Consider the following 17,423-nt stretch of genomic DNA (forward strand, 5'->3'; position numbering starts at 1 on the left):
AAAATGGATTGTGTTTAATGACGACTTCTTCTGTTTCGTCCCGGCAGAGCAGTGCCGCGGTGGAGAATGACGAGATCGATCTGGGGCGCCTGCTGGGTTACCTGATCGATGGCCGTTGGTGGATTGTGACGATCACCGCTCTGTTTATGGTTCTTGGCGTTGCATACGCTCTGTTGGCGACCCCGGTCTTCAAGGCAAACGCCTTGCTGCAGGTGGAGAAAAAAGCCAGTGGTGCCGCGCTGCTCGGGGATATGGCTGATGTATTGGGCGGTGAACAGCCTGATGCCGCCGCCGAGATTGAGCTGCTGACTTCTCGTATGGTACTTGGCCGTACGGTACAAGAGCTTCACCTCGATACCGTAGTGACGCCTAATTTCTTCCCGCTGGTTGGCCGTGGTCTGTCACGGCTGATGGGGCACCCCTATCCCAAGATGGCGGTAAGCCGTTTTGAAGTTGCGCCTGAATTGCTGGGGACGCCGCTGACGCTGACGGTTGACGCAGACAAACACTTTACCCTTGAGGTTGAGGGGCGGGTGCTGGAAGGTCAGGTAGGCAAGCTGCTTGAGAAAGAGGATGTCACCCTGCTGTTGTCTGATGTGGCAGCCGATGAGGGGCAGGTCTTCACGCTGGTCAAACAACCGGCTCTGGATGTGATTGCCGAGTTGCAAAGTGCTCTTCAGGTCAGTGAAAAGGGCAAAAATACCGGGATCATCTCGCTGGCGCTGGAAGGGGATGACAAGGGCCGCATTCGTGCGGTGCTCGACAACATCAGCCAGAACTATCTGCAGCAGAATGTGGTACGCAAGACCGAAGAGGCCCAGAAGAGCCTGGATTTCTTGCAGACGCATCTGCCTCAGGTCAAAGAGGAGCTGAATCGTTCTGAAGAGCAGTTGAATGTTTATCGCCAGCAGAATGAGTCGGTCGATCTGTCGCTGGAAGCGAAAGCCGCACTGGATACCATGGTGGGCCTCGAGAAGCAGCTCAATGAGCTGACCTTCCGGGAAGCGGAGTTGCAGCAACTCTATACCCGCCAGCACCCCGCTTACATCGCCCTGATGGAAAAGCGCCAGACCTTGATGAATACCAAAAATGCGATCAACAAGTCGATCAAGCGTCTGCCAAAAACCCAGCAGGAGATTTTGCGTCTGACCCGTGATGTACAGGTCGGTCAGGAGATCTTCGTCCAGCTGCTCAACAAGCAGCAGGAGCTCAATATCATGAAGGCGGGCACTATCGGCAATGTGCGGATCATCGATGATGCCGCTGTTGAAACCCGTGCCGTCAAGCCGAAGAAGCCACTGATCGTGGTACTGGCGACACTGCTTGGTGGCATGCTGTCAGTGGGGTTGATCCTGGTGCGCGCAGCCTTCCACCGTGGTGTGGAAAGCCCGGAACAGTTGGAAGAGATGGGGCTGTCGGTCTATGCCACCATCCCCTACTCCTCTGAGCAGGCCACCATCGAGCAGCAGCAGAAGAAGCGGCGGCAGGCAATGCCTCTCAACGAGGCTTTGCTGGCTGCGCGAAATCCGGCCGATCTGGCGATGGAGTCACTGCGTAGTCTGCGAACCAGCCTCCATTTCGCCATGATGGAAGCCAAAAACAACATAGTGATGATCTCGGGCCCCGGCCCGGGTCTTGGCAAAACCTTCGTATCGACCAACTTCGCTGCCACGTTGGCTCTGGGCGGCAAGAAGGTGCTGGTTATCGATGCCGACTTGCGCAAAGGCTATATGCAGAAGGTTATGGGGCAGGAGATGGGCGCCGGTCTGAGTGCCTATCTGGCGGGTCAAACAGAGCTGGCACACGTTGTGAGTCAGACCGGGTTTGATGGCCTTGATTTTGTCTGTCGTGGGGCAGTGCCACCCAACCCTTCCGAGCTGTTGATGCATCCTCGTTTCAAAGCGCTGCTGGATTGGGCGAGCGAGCACTACGATTTTGTCATCGTTGACTCCCCTCCCATCCTGGCGGTCACCGATGCGGCCATCGTTGGTCAGCATGTGGGCGCATCCTTGCTGGTTGCCCGCTTCGCCAAGACTGCGGTCAAAGAGGTGGAGGTGGCCATTCGTCGCTTTGAGCAAAACGGGGTTGCTATCAAGGGGATCTTGCTCAACGCGGTCGAGAAGAAGGCGAGCAGTTATTACGGTAACTACGGATATTATCAATACAGTTATGGCAGCAAGGAAAAAGCCTGACATTCTGTTTGGATAACCGCAATAGGTGAATGCAGGGTGCGTCTTCATGGCGCACCTTTTTTATGACCACCATAAAATAGTTTTCGAATGCAACCTGTATTTCAGTGCAATAATAGCGTCCCGATGGTATGCTATATTTGCAATTATCTATGTTTACAATGAGTTACTTAACTTTTTGTGAACATGGCAATGCGCTGGTAAAGGGATATATGGTAATAGCATTGTTGTCATGCCATATTTTCTCCGAGCCACAAGTAGACAATAAACAAGGAAAGATGAAATGAAAAAAACCGCCCTGATTCTGGCTGCTGCCATGGCATTCTCTCATGGTGTGATGGCTGCTGAAGAAGCTGCTGCTACCGCATCCACCGGTTCTGCCGGTGCCGCAGGTGCTGGTGCTGCCAGTGCTGCTGCCATCGGGACTGGCACCATTGTTGCCGTTGGTGTAGGTGCTGCGGTTGTTGCTGGTGTTGCCATTGCAAATGCCAACTCCAACGATGATGCCGGCCGTGGTACCGGAACCACAACCAGTACTCGTTAATATGATATAGGGCTGCTTTGGCAGCCTTATTTTTTTATTTGTCACTGTGGTCACTCTATGTCTTTATCGCGCAATTTTGTTTTTCTTGGTTTGTTATCTCTCACCGGTTGTTCAAATACTGCTTCTGTGACGAGCGAAACTATCAAATATGCCGTGTTGGGGGCTGATGATGTGACCGTCAGTGCCGAGCATGTCAATAAACTGCCTTATGCAAGCGCTTATCTGAAAATCGGTGATAACCCGCGGATCTTTGTGGTATTGGCTTATGTCAATGGAGATGAACTCTCCTGGCTGACAGCCGATCGGGTCATGATTATTACCCGCCACGGTCGGGTCATTAAAACTGTCGGTATGGAAAATGACCTGGTCATGAGCGAGAGTGTTTCTGCCGACCCACTGTCGATGGCTGCTACCTCATCTGCCAACTGGAGTGCCTTGTCAGAGTGGGAACAGCGCTATCTCAGCGGTTACCGTCTTGAAGGGAAGATGGTCCGTGCCGGACAGGATGAGCTGGATCTGGTGACGCGCCGAGTTTCAGCTACGCGTTTTGAAGAGACGGTTTCAATGTTCCCGGGGGGGAAATCCTGGACCAACGTTTTCTGGCGAGATCCGGTTAATGGACAGGTAGTAAAAACCCAGCAACATCTCGGCCCTGATCTGCCGGTCATTGAACTCACCATTTTGAAGCCATTCTCGTCATGAAAAAACTGACCCTATCTCTTTTATTGCTGTCCGGTACTTGCTTCGCGGATACCAGTGTCAGCATTTACTATCAGGGGCGTCTTCAAGATCCCATCACCTTGAGTGAAGGGGCGCGCCTTGACGCCTTGCTGAGAAACAAGCTGCTGCCATCACCCATCTATTGGCGCTCTGCCCAGATTACGACGCCGGCCCGTCAACATGAGTTTGAGCTCAAGCAGGCGGCGGTGATCCGTGAGTTGGAGAGTCTGGCGAGCATATGGCGTAGCGAAGGTGAGTCTCAACGTGCCTCTTCTGCTACTCGTCTTCTACATCAACTCGAAGGCATCACCGTTACCGGCCGCTTGCCTGTGATAGTTGATCCTGACAATGCCCAGCGCTCCCCGCAGGATAACCCTCGCCTGGAAGGCAACTACCGACTGTTTGTTGCTGCCCGCCAGCCTCAGGTTGCCATGTTTGGCCTGATGGAAGCGCTCCCCACGTTGCCTCTGGTTCCCGGTGCAGGTGTTGATGAATATTGGAAGCGTGATGCGCTGCTGGAGGGGGCCGACTCGGCTCATCTGCTGTTGATCCAGCCAACCGGTGATATCGATATGGTCCCCGTTGCCGTCTGGAACAAGCTTCATCGTGAACCCATGGCGGGGGCTGCACTGCTGATCGGGTTTGATCCTGACCTGTTGCCCTCTTCATTTACCGGAATAAATCAGCGGATCGCCGAGATAATTGCAAACAGGGTGCCTCATTAATGATTCCAAAACTTTCATATATTGCCCTGGCCGTCTCGACCGTTTGTGTTGCTGCACCCGGGTCGAATGATCCCTATGGCCCATCGCAAAGTGATTTCGGTGGGGCAGGTCTGCTGCAGATGCCCAGTGCCAGAATGGCCGCAGAAGGCGAGTTCAGTTTCAACTACATGGATAACGAAGAGTATCGACGCTGGTCGATCTCCATGCAGCCCTTTGACTGGTTTGAGGCCACGCTGCGTTATACCGATGTCAGAACTCGCCTGTATAGCCCTTACGAGCAGTTCAGCGGGGATCAGACTTATAAAGACAAGTCGATGGATTTTAAATTCCGACTTTGGCAAGAGTCTGATTACTTACCCCAAGTATCATTGGGCTTCAGAGACTTGATGGGGACTGGCCTGTTCGATAGCGAGTACGTTGTTGCCAGTAAACGTTATGGCCCGTTTGATTTCACCCTTGGAATGGGCTGGGGGAATATGGCCGAGAGCGGCAATATCAAGAACCCCTTCTGTGAATACAAAGATAGTTGGTGCCAGCGTAATGATGGTTATGCGGGCAATGGCGGCAAATTTGAGGTCGATAGTCTGTTCCACGGCCCGGCGGCCTTGTTTGGCGGTATCGAGTATCAGACGCCATGGCGCCCTTTGCGTCTGAAACTGGAATATGACGGTAATGATTACAGCCGCGAGTATGCGGCCCGTAACAGCAAAGGCGGCTACGGAGCCTTGGCGCATAGCTCACCTGTCAACATCGGTGCCGTGTATCGTATTTTTGATAATATGGATACTCATCTCAGCTATCAGCGTGGCAATACCCTGATGTGGGGTATTACTATGCGCACCAACTTTAATGAGTTGCAGCAGGCCCATCTGGATGAGCCCCGGCCCGAGTATCAACCGGAAAAGAGTCCGGCCCAACTGGATGATGTCGATTGGGCTGCACTCAGTGCGCAGACGAAAAGCAATGCCGGATATCGTGATCTGGTCTGGTATGGCACGGACGATCGTGTTTTTGTCAGCGGTGAGCAGCTGAAGTATCGCAAGCCAGATGAAGCCGAAGATCGAATGTCATTATTGGCCGCGAATGCGTTGCCCGCTTCGGTTCACTCTCTGCATATCGTTGAGCAGAAGAAAGGGCTCGATATCCGTGAGACTGTAGTGGACATGGACTCTGTACGGTTGGCAAACAGTGACCTCCCATTGGGACAAGAGACTACTTATAAGTCGGATGTCATCGCAGCCAATGCACCGTCGGCACCTGTTCGCCATGAAAGTCGCAGCTCGGCGCTGAGTTACAGCGTGGATCCTGTGTTGAACCAGTCTGTTGGGGGGCCAGAGTCTTTCTACATGTATCAGCTTGGTCTCAACTTCAATGGTGATTGGCGGGTGACCGAGAAGAACTGGCTGGGGGGCACAGTATTTGTGAACCTGGCCAATAACTACGACAAGTTCAATTACAAGAATCCACCGCTGGACGGAGATGCTTTGCCCAGGGTGAGAACCTGGATCCGGGAATATGTCAGCTCCTCCGATGTATTGCTTAACAACCTGCAAGCGACCCATTTCGAGCAGTTCTCACCTGAGTGGTATGGTCAGGCTTATGCCGGTTATCTGGAGATGATGTACGCCGGTGGTGGTGCCGAACTGCTGTATCGTCCTTTTGGTCGTTCATGGGCGATTGCGGCTGATGTGAACTGGGTCAAGCAACGGGATTGGAACAATACCTTGCGGATGGCCGATTACGATGTGGCAACAGGCCATGTGACCGGTTATTGGCAACTGCCCTATGTTGATGATGTGACTGCCCAGCTCTCTATTGGCCGTTATCTGGCAGGGGATGTCGGGGCGACACTGGATCTGTCCAAACGCTTCTCATCCGGCGTTGTGGCAGGGGTGTTTGCAACGCTGACTGATGTGTCTGCTGATGAGTATGGAGAGGGGAGTTTCACTAAAGGTATCTATGTGACGATTCCCTTCGACTTGATGCTGCTCCGCCCGACAACCAGCAAAGGCTCGATTGGCTGGATGCCATTGACCAGAGATGGGGGCCAGATGTTGGCCAGAAAATACAGTCTTTACAGTTTGAGTAGCAACGCGTCATTTCCTGACTAATTAATGCTATAGCTTGAGTAAAGCGCTCTGAATATGGTTGTATGAAACACCATTTTTTCAGAGCGCTTTTTTTATGCCTACATTTCCGTCCACCGGGTCATCAGTGCTATCAGCCCATCGGGAAAAGCGAGTATTTTTTCTCTTCTGGGGGATAAGCATACTTTGGTTGGGACTTGGAATGCATTTTTTCATGCATAACCCGGGTGGGGCAGGTCTCTATCTTCCTTTCAACGCATGGGGATGGATATTTGCTTCTTTGATGATCTGTCTGGGGTTGTGGCATATCACGTCGAAAGGCGAATTGGTATCCAGCAGGCTCTTGCAAGTTTGGGGGGGCGCGATTGTATTGATGCTGCTACCCATGGCGTGGTCTGACGCCACCTTGCGTGATTACGCACTTCCTCGCCTCGGTGGTCTTGTCGGCGGCGGATTATTTCTCTTCTCGCTCTATCAGTTCCGTCTTGCACCGAAGGCGCGTCAACAGCTATTGACGCTTATGCTAGTCGCGATAGCTATCGAAATGACTTTGGGTCTGGTGCAGTATTACCTGCTAACACCGGGCAATTGGCTTGGCTATGACACCAAAGCAAATCGTCCCTATGGCATTTTTCAGCAACCCAATGTGATGGCCAGTTTTATGGCCACCGGTTTGTCTCTGGCTGCTTGGCTAAATACCCTCAACCAACATCGATGGCTGAAGGCACTTCAGGGTTATGTGATCGTTGGTTCAGTGGTGTTGCTGATTGTTCTTCAATCCAGAGTTGGGCAATTGGGTGGAATATTGGCTTTGCTGATGATGCTTCCCTGGTTGAAGAGAAACCACGCTTTGAAGGTGACTCTTTCATGTGTCTTATTGGGCGTGCTGTTCGGACTCGCATCTCTGTATGGTGTGGAAGGGGTCAAGCGGGGTCTTTCTGTCTATCAGTCGGGGGGATATCGTACGATTTATTGGTCGTATGCATTGCACCTGGTGTCACAACATCCCTTTACCGGATGGGGGTATGGTTCTTTCGAATCTGTATTCCTGCATAACTATATGGCAGATAAGTTATTGAATCCGGCAATGCCACAGATTGAGTACAACCTTGATCATCCTCATAATGAGTTGCTCTATTGGGCTGTTGAAGGGGGTATCTTGCCTGTCATCGGGCTCTTGGTGATGGGGGCCGCTGTGATATGGCGTGTAGCGGGTCAATCCTGGTCGCATGGATTGGCCTTATTGGCATTAGTCGTACCCATTACACTTCATACCCAGGTCGAATATCCCCTCTATCACTCCATTGCTCACTGGATTTTTTTATTGATGTTGGTCTGGTATATCGATGAAACCTGTTGGGCAGACGCGGCCAGAGGGATAGCCGTATACCGTTACCCCCATAAGTTGTTGTTACGCTTTCTGGCGGTCTCCATCCCCTTGTTTATCGTACCATTCATGTTGACTGCGCTTCATACTGCCTGGGTCGTCACCAAATATGAACGGGGTGGGTATAAGGAGCCATCATTGTTGCTGGATATTATTAATCCAATGGCTTGGTTGACGCGGGTTGAGTTTGATGTAAATGCGGTACGATTGATGGTGGGTTTACAGACTCAGAATAAGACCGAACTGGAAGCTTACCTGGCATGGGGGCAAGATTTTGTACGCCATACACCCAGAGCAAATATCTACGCGAACATGGTTGTTGCATTGAATGCGTTGGGGCGCCCTGACGAGGCTCGTAATTTAAGAGCCGAAGCGCTCCGTTGGTATCCAAAAGAACCATTGCTGATTGAGGCAACCTCTAAACCAATGGTCAGTGGTGTGGATACGTTACCTACTGGAGCAGCCAACTAAGGCTTGGAAAATGGGATATGAGGCAATCATAGCGGCTTGTCTCTATCCCGTTATAGCTGTAGGAATGAACCTGTGGTTTCCGTGCAAAAGGTAAGGTAGGGGGGAAATACACCTTTAGTCGCGCGCCTTTTTTATGTTCATTGAACTGGTTTTAACTTGTTGTTTCTAAAAGCTTTTAACCCCTGGTGCGATCGATTGGGTAATATGACGCATGGTCTTAATCTGCTCATGCTGCGAGCAGGCATCGTCCTATTTTTTTATGCAGGTATTACTCAGGAATCGTTTGACGCACTAGTTGCATTTTCTGAAAAATGTTGATGGCAATTACCCTGAACCTCATATTAATAGTTTCAGATGTGTATGTTCGATTTGGTGGTGATATCAAAAGAGATGTCTAGGCGAGATAGGTTTAATGGGTGAAAGCGTGAGTTTGTTGGCAAGTTTATTTTCATATTCTTTCCAAGTATGCCCTGATAGTAAAAATTGCATGTAGTTATGAATTGTCCATGCTATTCTGAAACGGTATCCCTGTAACCGACTTTTTTGTGAGGAAATAATGAACGAGTTTCTGAAAGTTCTGCTGAACATTCGCAGTCTGCGTGCGGCTATTCGTGAACTGCCGTTTGAGCAACTGCTGGAAGCTAAAGAGAAGTTTGACCTGGTTTACCAAGAGCGTGCCGATTCTGTTGAACAGGAGCGTGCTGAACAGGAAGAGCGTCAGCGCAAGCTGAATGAATTCACCGAAATGCTGCAGCAGGCTGGTATTGATCCTCGCGAGCTGCTGGCGACTGCCGCAGCTCCGGCTGCTGCAACTGGCGCTGCCAAGAGCAAGCGTGCTCCGCGTCCGGCTAAATACAAGTACGAAGAAGATGGCCAGGAAAAAACCTGGACCGGTCAAGGCCGTATGCCGAAAGCCATTGCTGCTCAAGTAGCACTGGGTAAAGACCTGAACGATTTCCTGATCTAATTCGTCAGGTTCAGAGATTGAATAATGCCGCCTTTGAGCGGCATTATTTTTGCCGTTTTGCTCGTGGTTATCCAATCTGCCCCTTCGCCCCATTGTTATCTACATCCTCGCTTGTATCCTTTTTACCATCGTTTCACTTCACTGTTACTTTGCTCAATATCACTCATTGTTTGCGATTAATTTTGTCGTGCAGGATTAACTGCGTGATATCGCTTTTTGTATGAGTCGTGCAGATATGCGCTTCGGATATGTCTCTCACGATTCACGGGGTGCCGCTTGGCAAGAGCCGAGCTCTCTGCTGATGGAATATCCGGTAACCGTTATCTCCGCAGGGCGCGTGAGTTGCAGAGATAGCCGCAAGGTATGGCCGGGATATTCTGGGTCACCGATGCATGTAATTGGTTGCGCTGCCATAACAGCCCCTGATGATGGGCAATGGAGTTTGGTTACCGTGTGGGAGAGGGAATTCTGTGCGGTCGATGATGATGGCATTCCCCACTCTGTAGGCAGAGTGGGGAATAGCCGGGTGAAGCGTTATCGGGGCGCCACGCTATCGCTTCCGCCAAGGGCGCGATAGATTTTGGCGGTGGTGGAGAGTTGCTCTTTTTGCTGGGCCAGCAGGATCTGCTGGGCATCCCACAGCCGGTTCTGCTCATCAAGCCAGGCTTGCACGCCGGTCGCGCCCGCCTGGAAGCGAGCCTTGGCCAGTCGTTCGGCCTCCTGGGCATAACTCAGCTGCTCTTGCAGATAATCGAGTCGCTGCTGGCCATAGTGGCGGGCGGCCAGATTGTCTTCCACCTCCACCAGTGCGGTGTAGAGCTGTTTGCGAAACTCGGTTTCAGCAATCTGGTAATCCAGCTCTGAGCTTTCGATGGCAAGCTGGGTGCGGTTGTATTCAAGGAAGGGGAGGGCGAGGCTGGCCCCTAGCGTACCAACCGGATTTTGCAGCACCTGCGCCAATCTATCGGATGCGGTGCTGGCACTGCCGGTCAGGGTCAGGCTGGGGTAGAAGCTGGTGCGGATCTCGTCCCCTTTTGCCAGCGTCTTGCGCAGCCGCAATTCTGCCGCTTTGACATCGGGGCGGCGAGCCAGCACATCGGCCGGAATACCCACCGCAAGTTCAGGAATGGTCTGCTTTGCAAGGGAAGCGGGTGCATACTCCAGCGGCCCGCTGCTGCGGCCCAGCAACAGACGCAGGGCATTGCGAGCTTGCTCCTGCTGCGCCTTGAGGGAGGCCAGCTCGGCCTGTTTTCCGGCCAACTGTTGGCGTGCCTGCGCCAGATCGAGTCGGGTGATGGCGCCAGCCTGGTATTTGGTCTGGGTCAGCTGCTCAGTTCGGGACAGGTTGGCCAACTGCTGTTCTCCGAGCGTGATGGCAGAGCCGAGATAGCCGAGCTGCCAATACTGCTCCAGGGTATTGCCGATCAGCAGTAGTCGGGTGCTGGCGAGATCCTGCTCGCTTGCCGCCGCTTCCCAGCTTGCCTGATCTCGCACCGAGGCAAGCTTGCCCCACAAATCCACTTCGTAACTGAGGCTCAGCGAGGGGCCCAGACTGTTTGTGTCTTTGCCGGTTTTCAGATCCTTGTTGCCACTGGCTGCGATAGTGCCATTGACCGAGGGGGTGAGGTTGGTATCGGCCTGCTCGGCGCCCAGTCTGGCGCTTTTGAGCTTGAGGGCCGCCACATGCATGTCCGGGTTGGCGGCCAGTACCGCCTCGACCAGTTTGTCGAGCTGGGGATCATGAAATTCCCGCCACCAGAGGCCAGCCTGCATAGCCAGTTGGGCGCCCTCTGCTTGTTGCCATGCAGGGGCGATCGCCAGCTCGGGTCTTTGATAGGTGCTGTGCTGACTACAGCCGCTGAGGGCCATGCAGAGAGCCAGCCAGGAGAGTTTGTGCATTGTTATTCCCTCGCCAGTGCGACAACAGGGTCGAGCCGCGCCGCATTGCGTGCCGGTAGGTAACCAAACAGGATCCCGATGAGTGACGAGCAGCCAAAGGCCATCAGGATGGAGAAGAGCGAGAACTGCATCTTGATGGAGTCCACCAGCAGTGAAAAGAGCGCGCCAATGCCCAGCGAGAGGCCGACGCCGAAGATCCCCCCCAGCAGGCTCACCATCACAGCCTCAATCAGAAACTGCTGCAGAATATCCGACTGGCGGGCGCCCACGGCCATGCGAATGCCGATCTCGCGGGTACGCTCCACCACCGACACCAGCATGATGTTCATCACGCCCACCCCGCCGACGATCAGCGAGATCACCGCGATGGCCGAGACCATCAGGGTCATGGTGGCGGTGGTTTTCTCTACCGATTTGATGATGCTGTCGCTGCTGAAGGTGAAGAAATCCTTCACTCCGTGGCGCTTGGTGATCAGCTCGATCACCGCCTGCTCGGCCAGTGCCGGTTGTACCCCGTCTTTGACCCGGATGGTGATCTGGCTGAAGTGGTGCTGCGAGATGAGGCGACTCATCACCGCGCTGTAGGGTAGCCAGATATTGACCGACTGGCTGGTGGGGCCAAAGCCGGTCTCCTGCGAGACCACACCGACAATCCGCACTGGCAAGGTGCCGACCAGTACCACCTTGCCGACCGGCTCCTCCTTGCCAAGCAGGCTGGTGATACTCTTCTTGTCCACCACGGCGACGGCGGCACGCTGCTGGATATCCTGCCACTCCAGTAAGCGACCACTGACCAGCGTCATCCCCTTTACCTTGAAATAGTCGTTACCGACCCCGGTCACGTTACCGCTGTTGGTCTTGTTGCGGTAGCGCAACTGGCCTGAGCTGCCGATCTCGGGGCTGGCGCCCGCAAGATAGGGTTGCCCCAACAGGGCATCGAGATCCCCCTTGTTGAGGGTCTGGATGCTGGCCATCTTCTCATCGCCCCATCCCTTGCCCGGGAAGATTTCGATGGTGTTGGTGCCCATCGCATTGATCTGGTCGATCACCTTGGCGCGCGCCCCTTGCCCCAGCGCCACCACACTCACCACGGCGGCGATACCGATGATGATGCCGAGCATGGTGAGGAAGGTGCGCATCCGGTGGGCGAGCATGGCATGGATCGCCATCCGTCCCGCTTCCCGATAACGATCCCAGTCGTTGCCCATGGCACCTTTAGTGGGCACTATTTTTTGAGGGGCTGTGGTTGTGGCGGTGGTTGGAGCCAACACGGCCGTTTGGCAGGGGCCGCTATCTTGTTCAATCCGACCATCCTTGAGAGTGATGATCCGGTCGGCATGGCTGGCCACGTTCATATCGTGGGTGACCAGAATGATGGTGTGGCCCTGAGCGTGCAGCTCCTTGAGGATCGCCATCACCTCCTTGCCGCTCTGGCTATCCAGTGCGCCGGTCGGTTCATCGGCGAGGATCACTTCGCCGCCATTGGCCAGCGCCCGGGCGATACTGACCCGCTGCTGCTGACCGCCGGAGAGCTGGCCCGGGGTATGGTGACTGCGATCGGCCAGTCCCAGTCTGCCCAGCAGCTGACGCGCGCGCGCCTGGCGATCCGGGCGGCTGGTACCGGCATAGACGGCCGGGATCTCCACGTTGGCGGCGGCATCGAGGTGGGGCAGCAGGTGGTAGCGCTGAAAGATAAAGCCGAAGTGGTGGCAGCGCAGCCGGGCCAGCGCCAACGCATCCATTGTCGCGGTGTCCTGACCGCGAAACAGATACTGGCCGCTGCTTGGGCTATCGAGACAACCCAGCAGGTTCATCAGGGTCGACTTGCCGGAGCCGGACGCGCCGACAATGGCGATCATCTCTCCTGCCGTGATGGTGAGGTCAAGAGGGTGGAGCACGGTGACTTCGCTGTCGCCGCTCTGGTAGCGTCGCTCGACCCCTTTCAGCTGGATCAACGGCAGCTGGTTCAGGGGCTCACTCATAGCATCACCGCCATCTCATCATTGTCGGCGGGGGCACCGTGATTGAGCTGCACCTCCTCCTTCTCGCTCAGCCCGCTGATCACCTCAATGCGGATCTCATCCTTCATACCGGTCTTGATATGGCGGGTTTCGGTCGTCTCATCTTCCTTGATCACGGTGACTTCATACTCGTTGTCACCCAGCGACTTGCCGAGGGCGGTTTGCGGCACAGTGAGCACCTGCTTGCGCTCGCCGAGAACTATGGTCACCTGGGTGGTCATTGCGACCCGCAGGGTATGGTCGGGATTGGGTACATCGAACAGGGCGTAGTAGTAGACAGCCGCATTGCTGGTGGTGGTGCCTGTGGTGGCCTGATCGTTGATATTGGTAGGCGCTAACTCCACGGCGCGAAGCGAACCCTGATAGCGGGTATCCGGATCGCCGATCAAGGTGAAGTAGACCGGCATGCCGGCTTTGACCTTGGTGACATCAGCTTCGGAGATCTGCGCCTTGACCGTCATGGTCTCGAGGTTGGCCAGCTTGAGCACGGTCGGCACCGTCTGGCTAGCAGCCAGGGTCTGGCCCTGACGGGTCACAATGCTGATGACCGTGCCATCCATCGGCGCCAGGATCTTGGTGTAGCCCAGCTCGGTCTTGGCCCTATCAACCTTGATCAGGGCGTTGTCGATATTGGCCTGGCTATTTTGCAGTTCGGCGCGGGTGACCGCCAGCAGGGCCTCGGCACTCTCCAGATCGGCCCGTGAGCTCGCCTCCTGCTTGAACATCTGCTGCTGGCGCCGCCAGGCGAGCTCGTTCTGTTTGAGTTGTGCCTGCTTGATCTTGAGCTGGGCGCGGTTGCTGGCAAGCTCCGCCTCGGCCGTCTTGAGGTTGTTCTGGGCAATCAGGGGATCGATCTCGGCCAGCAGGTCTCCCTGCTTGACCTGATCACCGGCCTCGACGGCCAGCTTGGTAACCTGACCGGAGACCTGGGCCCCCACATCCACCTGCTCCACGGCCTGCAGCACACCACTGGCCAGTACAGTTTGGGCAATATCCTCGCGGGTCACCTGAGCGGTCAGCATCGCCTTGGGTGGTTGACTGGGCCAGAGCAGCCAGCCGAGGAGCACCACGGCGATCAGCATGGTGATGGCCAGGGTTCTCTGCTTGGGGGTTATGTTCATCGATCACCTGAATGGAAACGGAAAAGGTTGTGCGCGGCGATTATCCTGCAGCAAAGCCCTGATAAATAACAGCCGCAAATATGTAAGCAAAGTTATGGCGTTAACTGTCAATAAGCCGTGAAAGGAGTAAGCGAGAGACCGCAGTGGTGAGCAAGATGGTCAGCAAGAGGATAGGGAGTGCCGCTGGCGGTGGCGATGAAAAAGCCCTGCGCAGAGGCAGGGCTTTGGAATAGATGATGGTGAGGGAGGATCAGGCCTTGGCCAGCAGATCCATCACCCAGGGCAGACCCTGCTTCTTGCGGCTGACAAAGCCCGGGTGGTAGCTGGACTCGGCAGGTACTATGGCGTGCTCGGTAAAGTAGATACGGCTGGCTGCGGCCGTCAGGTCAGTTACCATCAGCACGAAGAAGTCGAGCCCTTCGCTTTCAACACGGTGTGCCATCTCTTGCTGCAGAGTTTCGATCTGGTCGGCAAGCTGTTGTTCGCTGCCCACTTCAATCTGGCTCATGATGAAGTTCAGACCTTCGGCCTGGAACGCTTTCTCATCCTGCTGCAGCAACTGTGCAGGAGTGAGGCCGCTCAGGTCGGTTTTCGCCATCAGAAGCTGTTGGCCGAACTCGGCCAGCGATACTTCGGCCAGCGGTGCCAGACGCTCACAGGCGATCTTGTCCTGCTCGGTGGTGGTCGGCGAGGTGAGACAGAGGGTGTCGCTCATGATGGCGCCCAGCATCAGGCGAGCCTGGCTGCGGGTCACAGTGCCTTGCTGGCTCAGCAGGTCGAAGGCGATGGTGCAGGTGCAGCCGACGGCCCGGATCCAGGCATCCAGCGGAGACTGGGTGACCAGAGTGCCGAGACGGTGGTGATCCACCAGGCCCAGTACATTGGCTTGTGCCAGTGTGGCAGGGCCCTGTTCCAGATCACTGAAATCCACCAGCCAGACATCTTCACCGGTCAGATCTTTGGTCAGCAACTCGGGTTCGCTGACGCCAGCCTGCTCCAGAATAAAACGGGTTTCGGTGCGCAGGTCACCCAGACGCCATGGGGTGGCCTGACGGCCCTGGCCATTGAGCCAGTCGGTGATAACCAGCGCACTGCAGATACTGTCGCTATCAGGATTCTTGTGACCAAAAACGTGGATCATAGACAAAGCCTCACAATTGGATACCCATAAAGGGGGGCAACACTATGCGAAATCCGCCACATGAAGGCAACCGGATCCACGCCCATGTTGCTGCCAGCTTCGCCTAACTCGCCATTTTATTGATCTGGGTCGGTAATCCTGACGCGAGTTCGGTTCTCACAGTTGGCTATTGGCTATTGGCTATTGGCTATTGGCTATTGGCTATTGGCTATTGGCTATTGGCTATTGGCTATTGGCTATTGGCTATTGCTGACTGTGCAGGCTATGGCACTCGTTCGTGCCTGTGCAGTCAGCATGTTCTGTCAGCGTTATCAGTCGCCATCGCTGCAAATGGGCTTTATTGCCTGATTCAGCGACGCAGCAGCTCGCGGGCATTGGCCAATGTGTTATCGGTGATCTGGTCGCCACCGAGCAGGCGTGCCAGCTCGTTGAGACGGGCTGTCTCATCAAGGGCACTCATTTGGGTTTCGGTGGTTTTGCCATCGGTATGCTTGCTCACCACCATATGCTGGTGGCCGTTGCCTGCCACCTGAGGCAAGTGAGTGACCACCATCACCTGAGTGGACTCCCCGAGCTGGCGTAGCAGGCGACCTACCACAGCGGCAGTCGGACCGCTGATCCCCACATCCACCTCATCGAAAATCAGGGTCGGAGTGGAGATCTTGCGGGCGCTGATCACCACGATGGCGAGGCTGATGCGCGACAGCTCACCGCCGGAGGCCACCTTGCCAAGCGGCTGGATCGGTTGGCCTGGGTTGGTGGTGACCATAAATTCCACCCGATCTATACCCAGCGGAGAGAGGCTGCTCTGGGCATCGGGGCGCACCTCGATGGCAAAGCGGCCATCGGGCATCGCCAGTTCGTGCATGCTGCTGGTCACTTTGGCGCCCAGCTCCTGGGCGTAACGCTGGCGACTGTGGCTCAGGGCTTCGGCGGCCTGCACAAAAGCCTGACGGGCATCGGCCAGCTCATCTTCCATCCCCTCTAACCGCTCCTCATCGGAGTTGAGGCGAGCGAGATCCGAGGCCAGCTCCTGATGGTGCAGGGCCAGGTCTGCCGGTTTGACGTGGTGCTTGCGAGCCAGATTGATCGCCTTGGAGAGACGGGCCTCCAGCTCGTTGAAACGCTCGGGATCCAGCTCCAGCCGATCGAGATAGCTGCGCAGTTCGCTGTGACTCTCCTGCACCCCGATCAGGGCTTCGTTCAGCATCTCCAGTACCGGGGTGAGGCGGCTATCCATGCTGACCAGCCCCTCGGCCCGATCGACGGCTGATTGCAGCAGCCCTGCGATAGTGGTCTCTTCGTTGTCATAGAGCAGATCGAGGCAAGCCCCGCACTCTTGCATCAGTTCTGTGCCGTTGGCGAGACGCTGGTGCTCCTCTTCTATCTCTTCGAACTCCCCTGGTTGCAGGGCAAATTCGTCCAGCTCCTGCACCTGGTACTCGATCAGCTGGCGGCGGGCTTCCCGCTGCTGCTGCTCGGCCTTGAGCCGGTTCAACTCGTTTTGCAGTTGGCGCCACTGCTGATAGTGCTGGCGCACCTCGTCGAGCAGCAGATGGTGACCGGCATAGCCGTCGAGCAGGGCGAGCTGGTAGTCGGGTTTTAGCAGCATCTGGTGGGCATGTTGACCGTGCACGTTGACCAGCAGCTGGCCCAGATTCTTGAGCTGGGTGAGGGGGACAGGCACGCCGTTGATATAGCTGCGTGAACGCCCCTCGGCGGAGATGACTCGCCGGACGATACACTCACCTTCGTTTTCCAGCTCGTTGGTGGCGAGCCAGGCGCGGGCGGCCGGGTTGTTGTCGAGCAGGAAGCGGGCGCTGACCTCGCTTTTATCGCTATCGGGTCGCACCATGCCTGCTTCGGCCCGCTCTCCAAGACAGAGGCCGAGGGCGTCGATGGCGATGGATTTACCGGCACCGGTCTCCCCGGTAATGCAGGTCATGCCCGCTTGCAGATCGAGTTCGAGAAACTTGACGATGGCGAAGTTGTTGACGGTCAGCTGGGTCAGCATGGTCTCATCCTGTATAGGTCAACATTACTGTGTATGCATCCAGTATATACTGGTCTTATATACAGTAAAGAGGTGGCCACCATTTTTAAGCGAAAACGGGCCACCAGAGTGGTGACCCGTACAGGACCGAGAGGGGG

General features: G+C 55.3%; 12 protein-coding genes. 7 read left to right on the forward strand and 5 right to left on the reverse strand.

Going from position 1 to position 17,423, the window contains the following annotated elements:
- The first annotated feature begins 17 nt into the window (after positions 1 to 17).
- The 7 genes from AB5Y67_RS11335 (at position 18) to AB5Y67_RS11365 (ending at position 9,090) form a co-directional block, all read left to right on the forward strand.
- Positions 18 to 2,192 (forward strand): polysaccharide biosynthesis tyrosine autokinase, encoded by a 2,175-nt coding sequence (locus AB5Y67_RS11335; protein WP_368207775.1) that lies wholly within the window; start codon positions 18 to 20, stop codon positions 2,190 to 2,192.
- Between the two features lie 280 nt (positions 2,193 to 2,472).
- Positions 2,473 to 2,733: a hypothetical protein gene (locus tag AB5Y67_RS11340; RefSeq protein ID WP_069554774.1), complete on the forward strand. Its 261-nt coding sequence runs from the start codon at positions 2,473 to 2,475 to the stop codon at positions 2,731 to 2,733.
- 57 nt (positions 2,734 to 2,790) lie between these two features.
- On the forward strand, positions 2,791 to 3,435 hold the full coding sequence (locus AB5Y67_RS11345) for a YjbF family lipoprotein (protein ID WP_236270977.1): 645 nt from the start codon (positions 2,791 to 2,793) through the stop codon (positions 3,433 to 3,435).
- Entirely contained in the window at positions 3,432 to 4,178 is a 747-nt protein-coding gene (locus AB5Y67_RS11350) for a capsule biosynthesis GfcC family protein (protein WP_368207777.1), read from the forward strand. The genes AB5Y67_RS11345 and AB5Y67_RS11350 overlap by 4 nt, the downstream gene beginning before the upstream one ends.
- Positions 4,178 to 6,289, forward strand: a complete 2,112-nt coding sequence (locus AB5Y67_RS11355) for a YjbH domain-containing protein (protein WP_368207779.1) — start codon at positions 4,178 to 4,180, stop codon at positions 6,287 to 6,289. Before AB5Y67_RS11350 ends, AB5Y67_RS11355 begins: the two co-directional genes overlap by 1 nt.
- A gap of 178 nt (positions 6,290 to 6,467) precedes the next feature.
- The gene (locus AB5Y67_RS11360) at positions 6,468 to 8,123 is read left to right on the forward strand and encodes a Wzy polymerase domain-containing protein (protein ID WP_368207781.1); all 1,656 of its coding nucleotides are present in this window, start codon (positions 6,468 to 6,470) and stop codon (positions 8,121 to 8,123) included.
- Between the two features lie 556 nt (positions 8,124 to 8,679).
- Positions 8,680 to 9,090 (forward strand): H-NS family nucleoid-associated regulatory protein, encoded by a 411-nt coding sequence (locus tag AB5Y67_RS11365; RefSeq protein WP_005344269.1) that lies wholly within the window; start codon positions 8,680 to 8,682, stop codon positions 9,088 to 9,090.
- A 534-nt stretch (positions 9,091 to 9,624) separates the two neighbouring features.
- Here the strand turns inward: AB5Y67_RS11365 and AB5Y67_RS11370 are convergent.
- From AB5Y67_RS11370 to recN, 5 genes are all read right to left on the reverse strand, one after another.
- Entirely contained in the window at positions 9,625 to 10,989 is a 1,365-nt protein-coding gene (locus AB5Y67_RS11370) for an efflux transporter outer membrane subunit (RefSeq protein ID WP_368207782.1), read from the reverse strand.
- A gap of 2 nt (positions 10,990 to 10,991) precedes the next feature.
- The gene (locus AB5Y67_RS11375; protein WP_368207784.1) at positions 10,992 to 12,971 is read right to left on the reverse strand and encodes a MacB family efflux pump subunit; all 1,980 of its coding nucleotides are present in this window, start codon (positions 12,969 to 12,971) and stop codon (positions 10,992 to 10,994) included.
- The gene (macA, locus tag AB5Y67_RS11380; RefSeq protein WP_150388744.1) at positions 12,968 to 14,131 is read right to left on the reverse strand and encodes a macrolide transporter subunit MacA; all 1,164 of its coding nucleotides are present in this window, start codon (positions 14,129 to 14,131) and stop codon (positions 12,968 to 12,970) included. Before macA ends, AB5Y67_RS11375 begins: the two co-directional genes overlap by 4 nt.
- A gap of 250 nt (positions 14,132 to 14,381) precedes the next feature.
- On the reverse strand, positions 14,382 to 15,272 hold the full coding sequence (locus AB5Y67_RS11385; protein WP_150388745.1) for a manganese-dependent inorganic pyrophosphatase: 891 nt from the start codon (positions 15,270 to 15,272) through the stop codon (positions 14,382 to 14,384).
- A 349-nt stretch (positions 15,273 to 15,621) separates the two neighbouring features.
- Complete coding sequence (gene recN / locus AB5Y67_RS11390; protein ID WP_270657308.1) at positions 15,622 to 17,286, reverse strand: DNA repair protein RecN; 1,665 nt, start codon at positions 17,284 to 17,286, stop codon at positions 15,622 to 15,624.
- Positions 17,287 to 17,423 lie beyond the last annotated feature (137 nt).

It is taken from the genome of Aeromonas sp. s12, assembly GCF_040907925.1.
Taxonomy (GTDB): Bacteria; Pseudomonadota; Gammaproteobacteria; order Enterobacterales; family Aeromonadaceae; genus Aeromonas; species Aeromonas veronii.

What these genes read in the sequence shown, in the direction of transcription:
- AB5Y67_RS11375 (WP_368207784.1), bottom strand. Translation starts at nt 12,971, where the DNA reads ATGAGTGAGCCCCTGAACCAGCTGCCGTTGATCCAGCTGAAAGGGGTC.
- AB5Y67_RS11340 (WP_069554774.1), top strand. Translation starts at nt 2,473, where the DNA reads ATGAAAAAAACCGCCCTGATTCTGGCTGCTGCCATGGCATTCTCTCAT.
- macA (WP_150388744.1), bottom strand. Translation starts at nt 14,131, where the DNA reads ATGAACATAACCCCCAAGCAGAGAACCCTGGCCATCACCATGCTGATC.
- AB5Y67_RS11365 (WP_005344269.1), top strand. Translation starts at nt 8,680, where the DNA reads ATGAACGAGTTTCTGAAAGTTCTGCTGAACATTCGCAGTCTGCGTGCG.
- AB5Y67_RS11335 (WP_368207775.1), top strand. Translation starts at nt 18, where the DNA reads ATGACGACTTCTTCTGTTTCGTCCCGGCAGAGCAGTGCCGCGGTGGAG.
- AB5Y67_RS11370 (WP_368207782.1), bottom strand. Translation starts at nt 10,989, where the DNA reads ATGCACAAACTCTCCTGGCTGGCTCTCTGCATGGCCCTCAGCGGCTGT.
- AB5Y67_RS11350 (WP_368207777.1), top strand. Translation starts at nt 3,432, where the DNA reads ATGAAAAAACTGACCCTATCTCTTTTATTGCTGTCCGGTACTTGCTTC.
- recN (WP_270657308.1), bottom strand. Translation starts at nt 17,286, where the DNA reads ATGCTGACCCAGCTGACCGTCAACAACTTCGCCATCGTCAAGTTTCTC.
- AB5Y67_RS11355 (WP_368207779.1), top strand. Translation starts at nt 4,178, where the DNA reads ATGATTCCAAAACTTTCATATATTGCCCTGGCCGTCTCGACCGTTTGT.
- AB5Y67_RS11360 (WP_368207781.1), top strand. Translation starts at nt 6,468, where the DNA reads ATGCATTTTTTCATGCATAACCCGGGTGGGGCAGGTCTCTATCTTCCT.
- AB5Y67_RS11345 (WP_236270977.1), top strand. Translation starts at nt 2,791, where the DNA reads ATGTCTTTATCGCGCAATTTTGTTTTTCTTGGTTTGTTATCTCTCACC.
- AB5Y67_RS11385 (WP_150388745.1), bottom strand. Translation starts at nt 15,272, where the DNA reads ATGATCCACGTTTTTGGTCACAAGAATCCTGATAGCGACAGTATCTGC.